The following is a 14,824-nucleotide window of genomic DNA, read 5'->3' as shown; positions in this document are numbered from 1 at the left end:
CTACTGCGTGAGAACGAGCGGCCCACGCATCTGGTCGGTCCCTGGAACCGGCTCGCTCCTGTCGGAGCCGAGCGCGACGATGTGGTTGGCCTCGTCGACGTGCACGACGTGCGGCTCGAAAGCCTTCGCCTCCTCGGTGGTCATCTGTGCGTACGCGATCAGGATGACCAGGTCGCCGGGGTGGACCAGGTGGGCAGCGGCGCCGTTGATGCCGAGTACGCCGCTGCCGCGCTCGCCCGCGATCGTGTAGGTCTCCAGGCGGGCCCCGTTGGTGATGTCGACGATGGAGACCAGCTCGCCGGGGAGGATGTCCGCGGCGTCGAGGAGGTCGGCGTCGACGGTGACCGAGCCGACGTAGTGGAGGTCTGCCTGGGTGACCGTGGCGCGGTGGATCTTGCCGGTCATCATGGTGCGCAGACGGGTCATCGGGATGCTCCGATCGTGAGGCTCATGTTGTCGATCAGTCGGGTGGTGCCGACGCGGGCGGCGACAAGGATCCGGGCTTCGGTGCCTGGTTCCGGGTGGGCGGGCAGCTCGGCGAGCGCGGGGTCGGTGACCACGAGGTAGTCGAGGTCGACCCCCTTCGCCCGGCGCAGCTCGGCGCGGGCCGCGTGGAGCGCGGCCTCGACACCGTGGGTGGCCTCGCGCTGCGCGGCGTAGAGCGCCCGCGACAGCGTCGTCGCCTCCTCCCGCTGCTCGGGCGAGAGGTAGCGGTTGCGCGAGGAGAGGGCCAAGCCGTCGGCCTCACGCTGGGTCGGCGCGCCGACGACGTCGACGCCGAGGCACAGGTCGGCCGACATCCGGCGGATCAGCGCGAGCTGCTGGTAGTCCTTCTGACCGAAGACGGCGACATCGGGCTTGACCAGCCCGAACAGCTTCGCGACGACGGTGAGCACGCCGCCGAAGTGGCCCGGCCGGGTCTTGCCCTCGAGCACGTCACCGAGCTCGCCGGGGGCCACGGTCACCTGCGGCAGCCCGCCGGGATAGACCTCGTCGACCGACGGCGCGAAGACGACGTCGACGCCCTCACGCTCGCAGACCTCGAGGTCGGCATCGAGCGTGCGCGGGTAGCGGTCGAGGTCCTCCCCGGCGCCGAACTGCAGCGGGTTGACGAAGATCGACACGACGACGGGACCGTCGCCGACCCGCTCGCGGGCGACGCGCATCAGCGACGCATGCCCCTCGTGCAGCGCTCCCATCGTCGGCACGAAGCCGACGGAGACGCCGTCGCGGCGGGCGGGGTCGAGAAGCTTGGCGAGTTCCTCGCGAGTGCAAGCGAGAACGGTCATCACTGGTTCCAGGTGTGGATCGGACGCGGGAGGGGCTGCACGGCAGCACGATCCGCCTCGTCGAGCAGGTTCTTGATCTTGAGCGCCCGGATGGGCAGCAGCCGCCCGTCGGAGACGGCCCGGTCGAGCGTGGCCCGCGCCATGGAGACGTACGACGCCAGGGTCTGCGGCGCATTGGTGCGGATGTCGTCGAGGTGGGCTGCCACCGTGCCGGCGTCGCCGCGGACGATCGGGCCGGTCAGCGCGGCGTCACCGTGGTCCAGGGCGTTGTCGAGGGCCGCCGTCAGCAGCGGCCGCAGCGTGCCCGCGGGGTCGGTGGCGCCGGCGGCGGCGAGGATCTCCATCGCCTCGGTGACCAGGGTGACCAGGTGGTTCGCGCCGTGGGCGAGGCCGGCGTGGTAGAGCGTCCGCATCTCTTCGGGCACCCACATCGGCTTGCCGCCGAGGTCCTGGACCAGCGCCTCGGCGAAGGCCCGGTCGGCGGGAGTGGCGGCGGTCAGACCGAAGACACAGCCGGCGAGCCGGGCGAGGTCGACCGAGGTGCCGGAGAAGGTCATCGCCGGGTGGACGGCCATCACGTGGGCGCCGATCGCGGCGGCCGGCTCGAGGATCGCCAGGCCGTGGCGGCCGGAGGTGTGGGCGACGTACATCCCGGGCCGGATGGCGCCGGCGTCCGTCATCGTCTTGACGACGTTGCCGAGCATGTCGTCGGGGACGGTGAGAAGAAGGAGGTCGCACGCGCGAGCGACAGCGGTCGGCTTCTCGACCGGGACACCCGGGAGAAGGTCGGCGATCCGCCCGCGAGAGGCGTCCGACTCGCCTGCGACGGCGACGATCGAGTGGCCCGCGGAACGCAGTGCTGCTGCAAGGACGGCTCCGACGCGACCCGCGCCGACGACGCCCACCCTGAGTGGGTTCATGGTTGTAGACCTTTCGTTCCAGTCCCTCCGACCACTCCCCCTTGTGAGCGGAGCCGGGATGGGTACCAGACGTTGTGCCTGCGAGCTCGGCCACGGTGACCGAGACGAAACAAAGGTACGCCGCCGGTCACTCTTCCGAAACATCACGATGACGTGACTGCGATCACACAAGCCCCGGCGGCCATCGACCCCACGCCGAACCAACGGCTCGGTATCGCCTCACCCCCAGCATTGGAGTCCGCAGCGCGCGACATGGAAGAATCCACCCCTCCTCGTCATCTACCTAAGGGTTTGTGTTCAGTGCTTCGTAACGTTGCCGTGCTGCTTGCCGGCGGTGTGGGCTCCCGCGTGGGTCTCGACATCCCGAAGCAGCTCATCAAGATCGCTGGGATGCCGATCATGGAGCACACCCTCGGCGTGCTCGACCGCCACCCGCAGATCGACGAGATCATCATCCTGATGGCCCCCGGCCACCTCGACGCCGTGCACGCGATGACCCGCGACGGCCGCTACCCGAAGGTCTCCAAGATCCTCGAGGGCGCCGACACCCGCAACGAGACGACCAAGCTCGCCCTGGCCGCCCTCCCCGAGGGCGAGGACTGCAACGTACTCCTCCACGACGCCGTGCGCCCGCTGCTCAGCGAGGACGTGATCACCGACTGCTTCAAGGCGCTGGTGACCTACCAGGCCGTCGACGTGGCCATCCCGTCCGCGGACACGATCATCGAGCTCAACGACGACAACACCATCTCGCAGATCCCGGACCGCTCGCGGCTGCGCCGCGGCCAGACCCCGCAGGCCTTCCTCGCCTCGACGCTGAAGCGGGCCTACGAGATCGCCGACCAGGACCCGAAGTTCAAGGCGACCGACGACTGCAGCGTCGTGCTGAAGTACCTGCCCGACACCAAGATCTGGGTGGTCGACGGTCACGAGCAGAACATGAAGGTCACCGAGCCGATCGACGTCTACATCGCCGACAAGCTCTTCCAGCTCACCGCTCACCAGCAGTTCCCGCAGAAGGCGGAGGCCGACTACCGGGCCGCCCTCGAGGGCAAGAACATGGTGGTCTTCGGCGGCAGCTACGGCATCGGCGCCGACATCGCGGAGCTGGCCGAGTCCTACGGTGCCAACGTCGCCTCCTACAGCCGCTCGGCCACCAACACCGACGTCGCCAAGCGAGCCGACATCGTCGCCGCGGCGGCCGACGCCGGCAAGCGCTTCGGCTCGATCGACTTCGTGGTCAACACCGCTGGTGTGCTGCCGCGCGGCGAGCTCGCCACGGTCTCGGAGGAGACGATCTACAGCGCGACCGAGATCAACTACATCGCGCCGGTCCTGATCGCCCAGGAGTTCTTCCCCTACCTCGCCCGGGCGAAGGGCTCGCTGCTCTTCTTCACCTCGAGCTCCTACACCCGCGGTCGCCGCGGCTACGCGCTCTACTCCTCCGCGAAGGCGGCCACGGTCAACCTGACCCAGGCCCTCGCCGACGAGTGGGCCGACCAGGGCGTACGCGTCAACGCGATCAACCCCGAGCGCACCGGCACCCCGATGCGCACAAAGGCGTTCGGCCAGGAGCCTTCCCACACGCTGCTGGAGTCGAAGGCGGTCGCGCGGGCGTCGCTGGACACCCTGATCGCATCGAGCACCGGCCACGTCATCGACCTGCGCCGCATCGACCCGATCCAGGAGGCCCTGGACGCTGCGGCGGGGAACTGACCCGATGACCAGCGCCCCGACCGTCCCCGAGGACACCGCCCCCGCCTCCGCGCCTGCCCCCGAGCCGAAGAAGGCCGTACGCCGCTCCCGGCTCGGCGCGCTCGACGCGCTCCGCTTCATCGCGGCAGCCGTCGTCGTCGGCTACCACCTGACCGGCATCGCGACCCCTTACTGGGGCGTCGACCCCCGCGAGGTCTTCCCGACCCTCAACCACGTCACCCGCTACGGCTACCTCGGCGTGGAGCTCTTCTTCATCATCAGCGGCTTCGTGATCCTGATGACCGCGTGGGGTCGTGACCTGCCCCGTTTCGTCTCCTCCCGCGTCGCCCGGCTGTTCCCGGCCTACTGGGTCGCCGTCATCATCACGCTGATCCTCCAGGCGTACTGGAAGGGCGGCCGCGACCAGGGGTTCGTCGGCGGCCTGATCAACATGACGATGACGCAGGACGCCTGGGACGTACTCAGTGCCCAGGGTGCCTTCTGGACGCTCTGGATCGAGCTCAAGTTCTACCTGCTGATCGGCGTCTTCCTGCTCGTCGGGATCACCAAGCAGCGGGTGATCGCGGTCGTGTTCCTGTGGCCGCTGCTGGCCCAGATCGCCCGCGCGACCGACTCCGGCATGCTCAACTCGCTGCTCTTCGCCGAGTACGCCCCGTTCTTCGCGATGGGCATGGCGCTGTTCCTCATCTACCGGTTCGGCAACTCGTTCATCGCCTGGCTCGCGGTGGCCTACAACGTCATCCTGGGCATCCGCCAGGCGACGGAGTACGCCGACCGGGCCACGGAACTGGTCGGCGCCACCGTCTCGCCGGTGATCACCGGGTGGGCGATCGTGGGGTTCGCGGCGCTCGTCTGGCTGGTCTCGGCCGGCCCGCTGGGCCGGGTCGAGGCGCGCTTCCTGACGACGCTCGGGGCGCTGACCTACCCGCTCTACCTGATCCACGCGCAGTTCGCGTTCTGGGTCATCGACGAGTTCCACGGCCGCTACGACGAGTACGTCGTCCTGGCCGCTGCCATCTCGACCGCCCTCGTGCTGGCCATCGCGCTCCACTACCTCATCGAGCGCCGGCTCCACGACCCGGTCCGCGACGCCGTCTTGCGTGGTTTACGGGAGACTCCGCTCCAACAGCGCTAATGTCTCTCCATGCTGACTCGAGGCCGGCAGAATCGCGGCGCTGCGGTTCAGCCCCGACACATCAATCCCTCCCGCGTTCGTCTCCGTCAGGAGATGGCACGCTTCGCCAAGGGCACCAAGCGTGGCATGCGTGTCCTGGACGCCGGGGCAGGCCGCTCGCCCTACCGGAAGCTGTTCAAGCACGCCCAGTACGAGGCCGCTGACTTCGCCCAGCTGAGCTCGGCGTACGCGCCGCTGGACTACGTCTGCGACATCACCGACATCCCGGTCGATGACGGCCGCTTCGACCGGGTGATCTGCAACCAGGTCCTCGAGCACGTGCCCGAGCCGGAGAAGGCCATCGCCGAGCTCTTCCGCGTGCTCAAGCCGGGCGGCCGGATCTTCCTCTCCGCGCCCCTCTTCTTCGCCGAGCACCAGAAGCCGTACGACTTCTTCCGCTACACCCAGTTCTCGCTGCGGAAGATGTTCGAGGAGGCAGGCTTCGAGATCGCCAGGATGAACTGGCTCGAGGGCTACTTCGGGACGGTCGCCTACAGCTACCAGATGATGGCGAAGAATCTCCCCGCGAGCGTCGGCGAGCTCCGCGGGCGCGGTCTGCGCTGGAAGCTCGCCTACGTCGCGCCGATCGTGCTCCTCAACCGGAAGCTCGCGGTCCGGCTCAGCCGCCTCTACGCGCGGCTGGAGGTCTCCGGTCGCCGCTTCGAGCGCGGGATGCCGAAGAACTACGTCGTGGTCGCGCGCAAGCCCGACGACGGGACGCCACCAGCATTGAAGCAGCCCGAGGCCGAGACGAAGACCGGGACGAAGGCCGCCCCGACCATGGCAGAGCTCCAGGCCGAGGTCGAGAGACTGAGGATGGAGACCGTACGCACCCGGGAGTCCCTGCGCGACCCGCTGGTCGATCTCGCCCTTCCGGCCGAGGTCCGCACCGTCCTCGACGGTGTCCGTGCCGAGCACCTGACCTACCTCAAGCCCGAGAACCTGCAGGTGCTCGCCCGCCAGGTGCTGGACGCCGACATCCAGGACCGGCCCGGCCTGATCATCGAGACCGGCGCGGCGCTCGGGGGCTCCGCGATCGTGATGGCCGCGGCCAAGGACCCGAAGCGGCCGATGCGGGTCTACGACGTCTTCGGGATGATCCCGGAGCCGTCCGAGCGCGACGGCGACGACGTGCACAAGCGCTACCAGAAGATCGTCAGCGGCACGTCCAAGGGCATCGGCGGAGAGACCTACTACGGCTATCGCGACAACCTCTACGACGAGGTGAGCGACTCATTCACCCGGCACGGGATCTCTCCGGCCGAGCACAACGTCGAGCTGGTGCAGGGCCTGTTTCAGGACACGCTGAAGGTCGACGAGCCGGTCGCCTTCGCCCACCTCGACGGTGACTGGTACGAGTCGACGATGACGTGCTTGGAGCGGATCGCCCCCCACCTGGTCGTGGGGGGACGGATCGTGCTCGACGACTACTTCCACTACAGCGGGTGCCGCGACGCGGTCGACGAGTACTTCCAGGACCGTCCCGGCTTCCGGCTGGAGCGGCGTACGAAGCTGCACGTCGTACGTGTAGGAATACCCGGTTAACCGGTGAAACCTGCACTTCTCTGGCATTGCATTGCCTGAGAAGTGACGGGATACCCGGTTAACCGGGTATCCCCTCAGCTCGGACGATCAGCGTCGCTGCAGGTGAAGGACGTCGTTCGGACCGAACGACACCTCGAAGTTCGGGCGCACCTCGCGAGGCCGGCCGAGCTTGGTCTCCCAGTTCCAGTTGTGGACCGTGAACCGGAGCCGTAGGTCGAGGTTGCGCGCCTTGTCCGAGAACTCCTCGAAGACCTCCGCGAGGTCGAACCTGGAGGCGAGCCGGAACTCACCCCGGCCCTCGGGCGAGACCTCGAGCGGCAGCGCGGCCACCTCGCCGGTCTCGTTGCAGACGGCGTCGAGGGTGACGATGCGGTCCGCCATCACGCCCTTCGGCCATTCGCCCATCACGGTGAGCATGGCGTCGAAGCGGAGCGTACGAGAGTCACGGAAGGCGGCGGAGCTGGCCTGGGTGCGACCCAGCCGGCTGGCCGGACCCGGCAGCCGGGTCGCGACGCCCTCGGGCATCGGGCGCGCCCAGCCGAGGGCGTGGACGTCGAGCCGGGCGCGTGCCTTCTCGATCCGGCCCGGCCGCTGGGCGACGGCGCCCTCGAAGGCGACGCGCCAGTCGTCGAGGAAGGCGCGCCAGTCGTGCTTGCTCGCCTTCTCCAGGGCCTTGCGGGACATCTCGGCCACCTTCTCGGGGGCGTCGATCATCTGGATGCAGCGCTCGGCGACCGCGTCCACGTCCTCGGCCTCCACGATGAAGCCGTCGACACCGTCGGTGATCTGCTCACGCGGACCGTAGTTGATGTCGTAGCTGATCACCGGGCAGCCGAAGGAGAGCGATTCGAGGGTTGCCAGCGGGTAGCCCTCGTTGACGCTGGTCATGATGAACCCGGTGGCGTGCAGCAGCGCTTCCTTGGCTCGCGGGTCGTGACCCATGAGCTGGACGTTCTTGCCGACGTCGAGCGTCTCGATCAGGTCGGCGAGCGGCTTGTAGAGCTTGCCGTCACCGTAGATCTGGAACTTGGCCTCCGGCCGCTTCTCGATCACCTTCGCGAAGGCCCTGATGGCGTGCTCGAGGCGCTTCTGCGGCTCGAGCCGGGCGACGGTGACGAACGTCGCCGGCTCCCGGTCGGGCATCGTCTCGGGCAGCTCCGGCAGCTCGACCGGGTTGGGCACCACGAACCGGTGCGAGGTCGAGCCGTAGCGCATCGCGATGTGCTCGGACTGACGGTGGGTCAGGTTCACCAGCGCGTCGTACTCGTGGATGTTGTCGAGCAGCGGGGCGTACTTGCCCGAGAGCTGGGAGTTCCAGCGACGCTCCTTCACGACATGGTTGTTGTGCATGAGGTGGAGGAAGTAGAAGCGGTCGTCCTGGCGGGGCATGACGTCACGCAGCGCGAACCGGGAGTCGGTCACGAAGAAGACCCGCTCGGCGTCGCCGGCGAGCAGCTCGAGCCAGTGCCACAGCCAGCCGCCGATGGTCTCCCACGATCGGATCGGACGCCCCTCGGCGTCGGTGAGGATGTAGGGCACCCGGGACGCGGCCGGGGCACCCGGACCCGGCGCCCGGAGGTAGATCGACCCGTCGGCGCGACGGTAGTCACGCGCCAGGTCCTTCCCCGACTGCGAGTGGGCGGTGTAGTAGACGGTGCCGTCGGGGTGGAGTACGTCCGAGGTGGTCGTGCCGGCGACCTCGCCCAGCCGACCACCGAGCGCGGCCACGGACTCGTCCGGCGCGTCGGTGGGGGTGTTCAGCCGGTACCACTCGTAGAGGTTGAGGAGGTCCATGCCCTCGACCAGCTGGCCCGAGTCGCGCAGCACCTCGCGCACCTCGTCGTAGACGGGCTTCGACTCGGTCGTCAGCAGCGTGGTCGGGATCCCGGTGTGCTGCGTGATCAGGCGGTTGCGCATGATCATCGCCCGCGTCTGACCGCCGAACTTGGTCGCGATCTCGTTGCACATCGTGAGGTAGCGGCCCTCGGGGAACGCGACCTGCTCGTGGGGGTTGGGGATCGGCATGCGCAGAGATTAGTCGGCGTCTTTGGGGATTGCCGATTCTTCGGGCAGGATATCCGGCCTGGATCATAGGGGGAAACGTGTGAACGGACCGCGAACATCGCGGCTCCGCCCGACGACACTGCGTCGAACCATCAATGAAGGAGTCCCATGGCCAGCCCAGCTCGACGACTCGCTCGCCAGCTGCTTCCCGAGCGCCTGCGTCAGAGCCTGACCGCTCGCGTCCCGTCCATCTCGGAGGGTGCGCCACAGGACTCTAAGCCGGCGCCGATCTCCATCGAGGTCGAGCCGCTCGTCGTCGCCGCTGATCTCGACGGTGCGGTCAACGCAGCCGGCGGCGGCTTCTACGAGCGCGCCTGGGCCCTCTTCCAGGGCATCCCGGTCGAGGAGTGGGCCGCCAAGGCCGCCGACGAGTACGTCATGTCCGGCCTCCACGTCGACCCCGACGCGACCCGTGCGACCCTGCGCGAGCTCGCCGAGTCCGGTGCGTCGTACGTCCCGGGGCGGGCGTGGCTCGCGATGACCAGCCGCGTCTTCGGCTTCGGCGACCAGGAGCTGGCCCGCAGCCTCTACGCCCGGCTCGACGAGGCCGTCGGCGACGGCACCAACGGCGACACCAAGTGGGTCGTAGAGAGCCGTGACTGGCTGCGCCCGTGGGTGGCCGCCGACAACGACGAGCCCGACGCCCCGGCCGCGCCGGAGGGCACCGTCTCCTACGCCGTCGTCGACTACGGCCACCCCGGCCGCTCCCGCGCCTCGGCCAACATCGGCGACCACGTCCAGACGGTCGCCTCGCTCGGTCACGTGGTCCGCCACAAGGACCTGGAGTTCACCGGCGAGTCCGAGCTCGACGACCTGGCCAACCGGCTGCGCGAGCGGGTCCGCCCCGAGCGCGTCCGCGAGGGCCTGTCCGCCAAGGTCCAGCTGATGACCCTCCAGCGCGACGCGTCGATGTACCAGCCCGTCCCGAAGGACACCTGGATGCTCGGCTTCGGGTGGTACATGCACCCGATCTTCGAGATGCGCTACGGGATGCCGTTCCACAAGAACCTGCGCCCGATCTTCGTCTCGTTCCACTGCAGCACCCGCGCCATGATGACCGACGAGACGATCGAGTACCTCAAGAAGTACGCCCCGATCGGCTGCCGCGACTGGACGACCGTCGACATCCTGCTCTCCGTCGGTGTGCCCGCCTTCTTCTCGGGCTGCCTCACCACCACGGTCTCGACCGTCTTCCCCGACGCGGACGAGCTGCCCGGTCCCGACGCGCCCGTCGGCTACGTCGACGTCTTCGACGGCAGCATCCCCGAGGGCGCCCCGACCTACGCCCAGGGCGGCCTCGACGAGGTCCGCTTCCGGCCGTTCGTGCAGAACATCGACGACGCGATCACGATGCTCGAGGGCTACCGTCGCGACCACCGCAAGCTGGTCACCAGCCGCCTGCACTGCTACCTGCCCGGTCGCAGCATCGGCATCGACATCGACTTCCGCCCGAAGAACCTCTCCGACCCGCGCTTCGCCGGCCTCAACCCGCTCACCCCCGCCGAGTTCGACGGCATCCGGGAGAGCATGAACGACCGGCTCGAGACGATCCTCACCAAGATCTTCTCCGGCGCCAGCGTCGAGGAGGTCTACACGCAGTGGCGCGAGATGAACGCCGCCGACGTCGAGATCGCCCGTCAGCGCCGGGCCGGTGCCCGCAAGGTGGGCGATCTGGTCAGCTCGATCGCCGATGACGTACGCAGCAACACGGTCAGCACCCCGGAGCAGGTCCCGGCCGACGCGATCCACGTCGCCGTCTCGGCCCGCCCGAAGCAGCGCCCGAAGTTGCGCCGGCTGATCAAGTCCATCGCCGCCTACTCGTCCCGTCCGGTCCACCTGTGGGTCCAGACCGGTGGCACCGACCTGCGGCTCGACGAGCTCGCCCGGCCGGGGATCACGCTCAGCGCGCTGGACGTGTCCGGCTTCGACGGCATCAAGCAGCCCGACGGCAGCACGCTCCCGATCGGCCAGGTCGAGCGGCTCGTGGTCGCCGACCTGCTCCCCGACGTCGACAAGCTCGTCATCCTCCCGGTATCCGCTGTGCTGACCGAGGACATCGCCGGACTGGCCGACACCGACCTGGAGGGCAACCTGCTGGCTGCCTCCGACGTCGTCGGCACCCGCGCGGTCAGCGGCTTCCAGCAGATCCACGCCGCCGCCAACAAGCAGGCCGAGCGCACCACCGAGGCGGCCGAGCTGCGCCGGGACGGCCACCAGCGGCACGCCTTCGACTTCGACGCCTTCGACATCGACGTGCTCGTCCTCGACGCCGCTCAGTGGCGCGAGAAGGACCTGCTCACCTCGCTGGCGCCGTACGTCGAGACGTACGGGATGACCTACCGCAACGTGGTCCTCCTCGAGGTCGGCCCGCACCGCGTGGTCCTGCCGGAGCGCTGGAACGCGATCCCCGGCAAGACCTCGGTGGCCAAGCCGGCTCTCGCCCGGCTGCCGTGACCCTGGCCTGAGGCCGTAGCAAGCAGCGATGGCGCGCCCCCGCAAGGGGACGCGCCATCGCTGCTTTGGTGACCGTCAGGGCTTGTCGAAGCTGGGCTTGTCGAAGAAGGCCTCGACGACCCGCTCGGTCGCCTTGCCGTCCTGGGTGTACTGGTACTTGGCGTTGAACTCGGCGATCCGGTCGCGGTGCTCGGCCTCGAGCCGGTCCAGGTCGGACAGGGCCGCGACGACCTCCTCGGCGGTGTCGAGCATCGGCCCGGGGGCGGTGTCGGCGTAGTCGTAGAGGAAGCCGCGGATGCCGCCGGTGTAGTCGGACAGGTCGGGCACCAGGAACACCATCGGCCGGCCGGTGAGGGCGAAGTCGAAGCGCAGGCTCGAGTAGTCGAGCACCGCCGCGTCGGAGGCCAGGATCAGGTCGTTGATCTCCGGGTAGTCGGTGACGTCGATGATCCGGGCGGTGCGCTCGCTGCGCTCGCTGCCCTTGGAGTTGAACCGGTGACCGCGCAGCAGGATGACGTACTCGTCCCCGAGGGCCTCGCTGGCCGCGACCACGTCGAGGTGCTCGACCATCTTCGCCGAGCGGTAGTTGAGCGCCAGGTGGTCACGCCAGGTGGGGGCGTAGAGGACCACCTTCTGGTGGGAGCCGATGCCGAGCAGGTTGCGCGTACGCTCGCGGTCCTCCGCCGCCGACGGGAGCACCAGCGCGTCGTCGCGCGGGTAGCCCTCGCTGTGGATCGGGCCGTCGTAGGCGTACTCCTCGCGGTAGTAGCGGTCCATCTCCGGCGTCGGGGTCAGGATCAGGTCCCACCCGGCGGTCGTGCGATCGAGCTCGGCGTCGCAGCGCAGCGGCGAGAACATCTTCGCGCGCCACATCCGCAGGCCCATCGACTTGGCGGGGTAGCCGTGGAAGGTCTGCAGGAACCGCTGCCCCTCCCGCTTGCGCCACCAGCGGTCGAAGTCGATGTTCTGGACGAGGTACTTCGCGGTGCCGATGACCCGATACCACTCCGGGCTCTGCAGCACGACCGGGATGCCGCCCTCGGGGACCCGGGAGGCGTGGTCGGCGACGCCCCAGTAGAGGGTGAGGTCGGGCCGGGTGCGCCGCAGGTGCTCGTGGATCGCGAGCTGGGAGTCGGTGGCGGTCGAGCCGGCGTAGGTCGAGAGATAGACCGCGGACTCGTCGAGCGGCTCCTCGGCCGCCAGCACGCGCTCGCGGGCGAGGTTGTGGGCGTAGCTGCCGGCGTGGTCGACGGGGATCGGCGGCTGCAGGGTGACTCCCGGGCCGTTGCCGTTGACCGGACGCAGCCGGACCTCGTCACTGGTCTGGAACTCGGCCTGGTGCTCGAGGAACGCGGTGGTGTGGCGTACGTTGCCGCGGCGCTTGGCTCCGCAGGTGAGCTGGAACTGGTAGACGCCGCTGGGCAGGACGGACTCGCCCAGACCCCACTCGTCCCAGCGCAGCGTGAAGACGACCTCGAACTCGGCGGCAGCGGTGTCGATCTTGACGGTCTCGCTGTGGCGCGATCCGGCGAGGGTCAGTCGGGCGTGCTTCGGGATCGAGCTGAGCCACTCGCCCCGCACCGTGATCTGGCCGTCGCCGAGCTCGACGCGGTCGATCGCGACGGTGTCGGCCACCTCGATGATCTGGGCGTAGCCCCGGCCGTCTCGCGAGGCCAGCACGCTGCCTCCGCGTTCGCCGGTCCACGGCGAGCCGATCGGGTCGGTCCAGACGATCCGGCCCGAGGACCCGTCCTGGAGGGTGTCCAGCCGCCAGGCGGCGGGCGCCCCGGGCTCGACGGCACCGTGGGCAGGGAGGCTGAGGGTGACCTTGCCGTCCTTGACGGGCGCCTCGACGCGTACGCCGCCACCGATGGCCCGCACGGCCTGCGGCAGCTCGCCGGCGAGGGTCAGGGACACGGTTCGGCCATCGACCTCCGCCTTCGCCAGGGAGGTCGCCGTCGTCGGGACGGCGCGGAAGCTGAGCTGATCGAGGTAGCGATCGCAGGCCACCGACAGGCCGGCGGAGGTGTGGACCCGCGGCCGGTAGCGCGTCGCCAGGTTGCCCGCCGGGCCGCGGGTGTCGATCTGGACCTCGCTGGTGGTGCGGACGACGCCGTCGACGCCGACGGTGACCTCGAGGTGCCAGCGCCCGGCGGTGAGCCGGGTCAGGTCGATCTCGGTGCGGCACCCGCCGGGGCGGTAGTCCTGGTACTTGTGACCGATGGTCATGTTGGCCTGCGGGTCGCGCCACGGCGTGACGGTCAGGTCGATCGGGTCGGGCAGCGCCGTGTCAGGATCGCTCGCGACGCCGTCCTCGTCGGCGGTGCTGACGAAGTCCGGCACCAGGCGGGCGGTGAAGAACGGGGTCGTCTCGGCGAGGTCGACGAGCTCGATCCGCGCCACCAGGTCGACGACGACCCGGTCGGAGTCGAGCGGGCGTACGTCCCGCACCAGCACCCGCGCCGGCGTCTCGTGCTCGTTGAGCGTGGTCACGGCCTCGGGCAGGGCTGTGTCGGGAAAGATCCCGCGCACCTGGCCGCCGACGACCCGGGTGCGCAGGTTGCCGCGCTCGAACCAGCGCGACGCGACGAACGCGGTCAGCTCCTCGCGCCGGTCGGCGATGAGGTAGGTCAGCCGAGCCCGCACCTCGACCGGGAGCTTGAGCCACACCTCCGGAGAGACGTCGCTCTCGATCTCGACGACGAGGTCGCGCAGGGCGGTCCACTGCTCGGCGCTCATTCGCTCGACGTCGCCGAGGATGGTGTTGGCGCGGCCGGCGAGCCCGCCGAGCGCCCAGTGGTCGCGCAGGTCGGAGGCCAGCTCGCCGATCGCGATCCAGGTGGAGCGGGTCTGCGCGATCCACTCCTCCATCCCGAGGGTCTGGTCGTGGAGCTGCTCGACCGGGGTGCCATCGGCGCGGTCCATGTCGACGCACACCGGCGCCGTGACCACGTCGAAGCGGTTGGCCTTCAGGTAGCCGTCGAAGCCGACCGCGTCGGCGCCGCCGCGGCCGCCGAAGCTGAAGCCGTGCCGCCGCCAGAACGAGGTGCGGAAGAGCCGGTTGCTCACCCCGACATCGCTCAGTGCCACCGGGAACTCGTCGAGGGTGAGGCCGGAGCGGTTCTCGGCGTGCACGAGGTCGTAGGCCGGCACCACCGGCGGGGAGAGGCGCTGGCGGCTCTCGATGCGACCGACCGCGAGATCGGACCCGCTCTCCTCCAGGGAGGTCACCAGCGTACGCATCGCGTTCTGGGTGAGGAGGTCGGCGGCGAGCAGGAAGCAGACGTAGGAACCGCGCGCGGCACGACCACCACGGTCGCGGGCCTCGGCTTGGGTCGCGGAGCTGTCCAGCAGCCGCAGGCGGTAGTCGTCGGGGAGGTCGGCGAGGATCTGGTCGCTCACCACGCTGGCCTCGCCATAGGGCGCGATGAGGATCTCGAGGGTCGTGTGTGTCTGCTCGCGCACGGAGAGCAGCGACTCGGCCAGATACTGCTTGTCCTGGTCGGTCACCGTGACCACGACCGAGACGAGCGGGCCGCGCTCGTGGCCGAGAACGCGATGCCCGGCGTCACGAGCCAGTCGACGGACACCCTGAGGCATCCTTCGTTCGGCGCGACGCAAGACGTCGACGATTCCCTGACCCATGCACATTCCCTCTCGGT

The 14,824-nt window shown here is 69.4% G+C and carries 9 protein-coding genes; 4 read left to right on the top strand and 5 right to left on the bottom strand.

Annotated elements, in window-relative coordinates:
• Genes panD through ACIO3S_RS21920 form a run of 3 tightly spaced genes read right to left on the bottom strand, consistent with a single transcriptional unit; the run spans window position 1 to window position 2,209 of the window.
• Window positions 1–426 carry an aspartate 1-decarboxylase gene (gene panD / locus ACIO3S_RS21930; RefSeq protein ID WP_008354878.1) on the bottom strand — a complete coding sequence of 142 codons (426 nt, stop codon included), beginning with the start codon at window positions 424–426 and terminating at the stop codon, window positions 1–3.
• Complete coding sequence (gene panC / locus ACIO3S_RS21925) at window positions 423–1,289, bottom strand: pantoate--beta-alanine ligase (RefSeq protein ID WP_400467837.1); 867 nt, start codon at window positions 1,287–1,289, stop codon at window positions 423–425. The genes panD and panC overlap by 4 nt, the downstream gene beginning before the upstream one ends.
• Window positions 1,289–2,209 carry a DUF2520 domain-containing protein gene (locus ACIO3S_RS21920; RefSeq protein ID WP_350838795.1) on the bottom strand — a complete coding sequence of 307 codons (921 nt, stop codon included), beginning with the start codon at window positions 2,207–2,209 and terminating at the stop codon, window positions 1,289–1,291. The genes panC and ACIO3S_RS21920 overlap by 1 nt, the downstream gene beginning before the upstream one ends.
• Before the next feature lie 300 nt (window positions 2,210–2,509).
• On the opposite strand from ACIO3S_RS21920, the gene ACIO3S_RS21915 reads away from it, so the two are divergent.
• From ACIO3S_RS21915 to ACIO3S_RS21905, 3 genes are read left to right on the top strand one after another with little or no spacing between them, the layout of a single operon-like run.
• Window positions 2,510–3,925 carry a bifunctional cytidylyltransferase/SDR family oxidoreductase gene (locus ACIO3S_RS21915; RefSeq protein ID WP_350713639.1) on the top strand — a complete coding sequence of 472 codons (1,416 nt, stop codon included), beginning with the start codon at window positions 2,510–2,512 and terminating at the stop codon, window positions 3,923–3,925.
• Window positions 3,926–3,929: 4 nt separating this feature from the next.
• Entirely contained in the window at window positions 3,930–5,060 is a 1,131-nt protein-coding gene (locus tag ACIO3S_RS21910) for an acyltransferase family protein (protein ID WP_400467836.1), read from the top strand.
• A gap of 9 nt (window positions 5,061–5,069) precedes the next feature.
• On the top strand, window positions 5,070–6,644 hold the full coding sequence (locus ACIO3S_RS21905; protein ID WP_400467835.1) for a class I SAM-dependent methyltransferase: 1,575 nt from the start codon (window positions 5,070–5,072) through the stop codon (window positions 6,642–6,644).
• Between the two features lie 87 nt (window positions 6,645–6,731).
• Here ACIO3S_RS21905 and ACIO3S_RS21900 read toward each other — a convergent pair whose 3' ends face one another.
• Window positions 6,732–8,669: a glycosyltransferase gene (locus ACIO3S_RS21900; RefSeq protein ID WP_400467834.1), complete on the bottom strand. Its 1,938-nt coding sequence runs from the start codon at window positions 8,667–8,669 to the stop codon at window positions 6,732–6,734.
• A 147-nt stretch (window positions 8,670–8,816) separates the two neighbouring features.
• Here ACIO3S_RS21900 and ACIO3S_RS21895 point away from each other — a divergent pair, with 147 nt between their 5' ends.
• Entirely contained in the window at window positions 8,817–11,162 is a 2,346-nt protein-coding gene (locus tag ACIO3S_RS21895; RefSeq protein ID WP_400467833.1) for a hypothetical protein, read from the top strand.
• 75 nt (window positions 11,163–11,237) lie between these two features.
• Here the strand turns inward: ACIO3S_RS21895 and ACIO3S_RS21890 are convergent, their stop codons facing one another.
• The gene (locus ACIO3S_RS21890; RefSeq protein WP_400467832.1) at window positions 11,238–14,807 is read right to left on the bottom strand and encodes a CDP-glycerol glycerophosphotransferase family protein; all 3,570 of its coding nucleotides are present in this window, start codon (window positions 14,805–14,807) and stop codon (window positions 11,238–11,240) included.
• Window positions 14,808–14,824 lie beyond the last annotated feature (17 nt).

It is taken from the genome of Nocardioides sp. NPDC087217 (assembly GCF_044744805.1).
Lineage (GTDB): Bacteria > Actinomycetota > Actinomycetes > Propionibacteriales > Nocardioidaceae > Nocardioides.
This window is presented reverse-complemented; position numbering and strand designations above follow the sequence as displayed.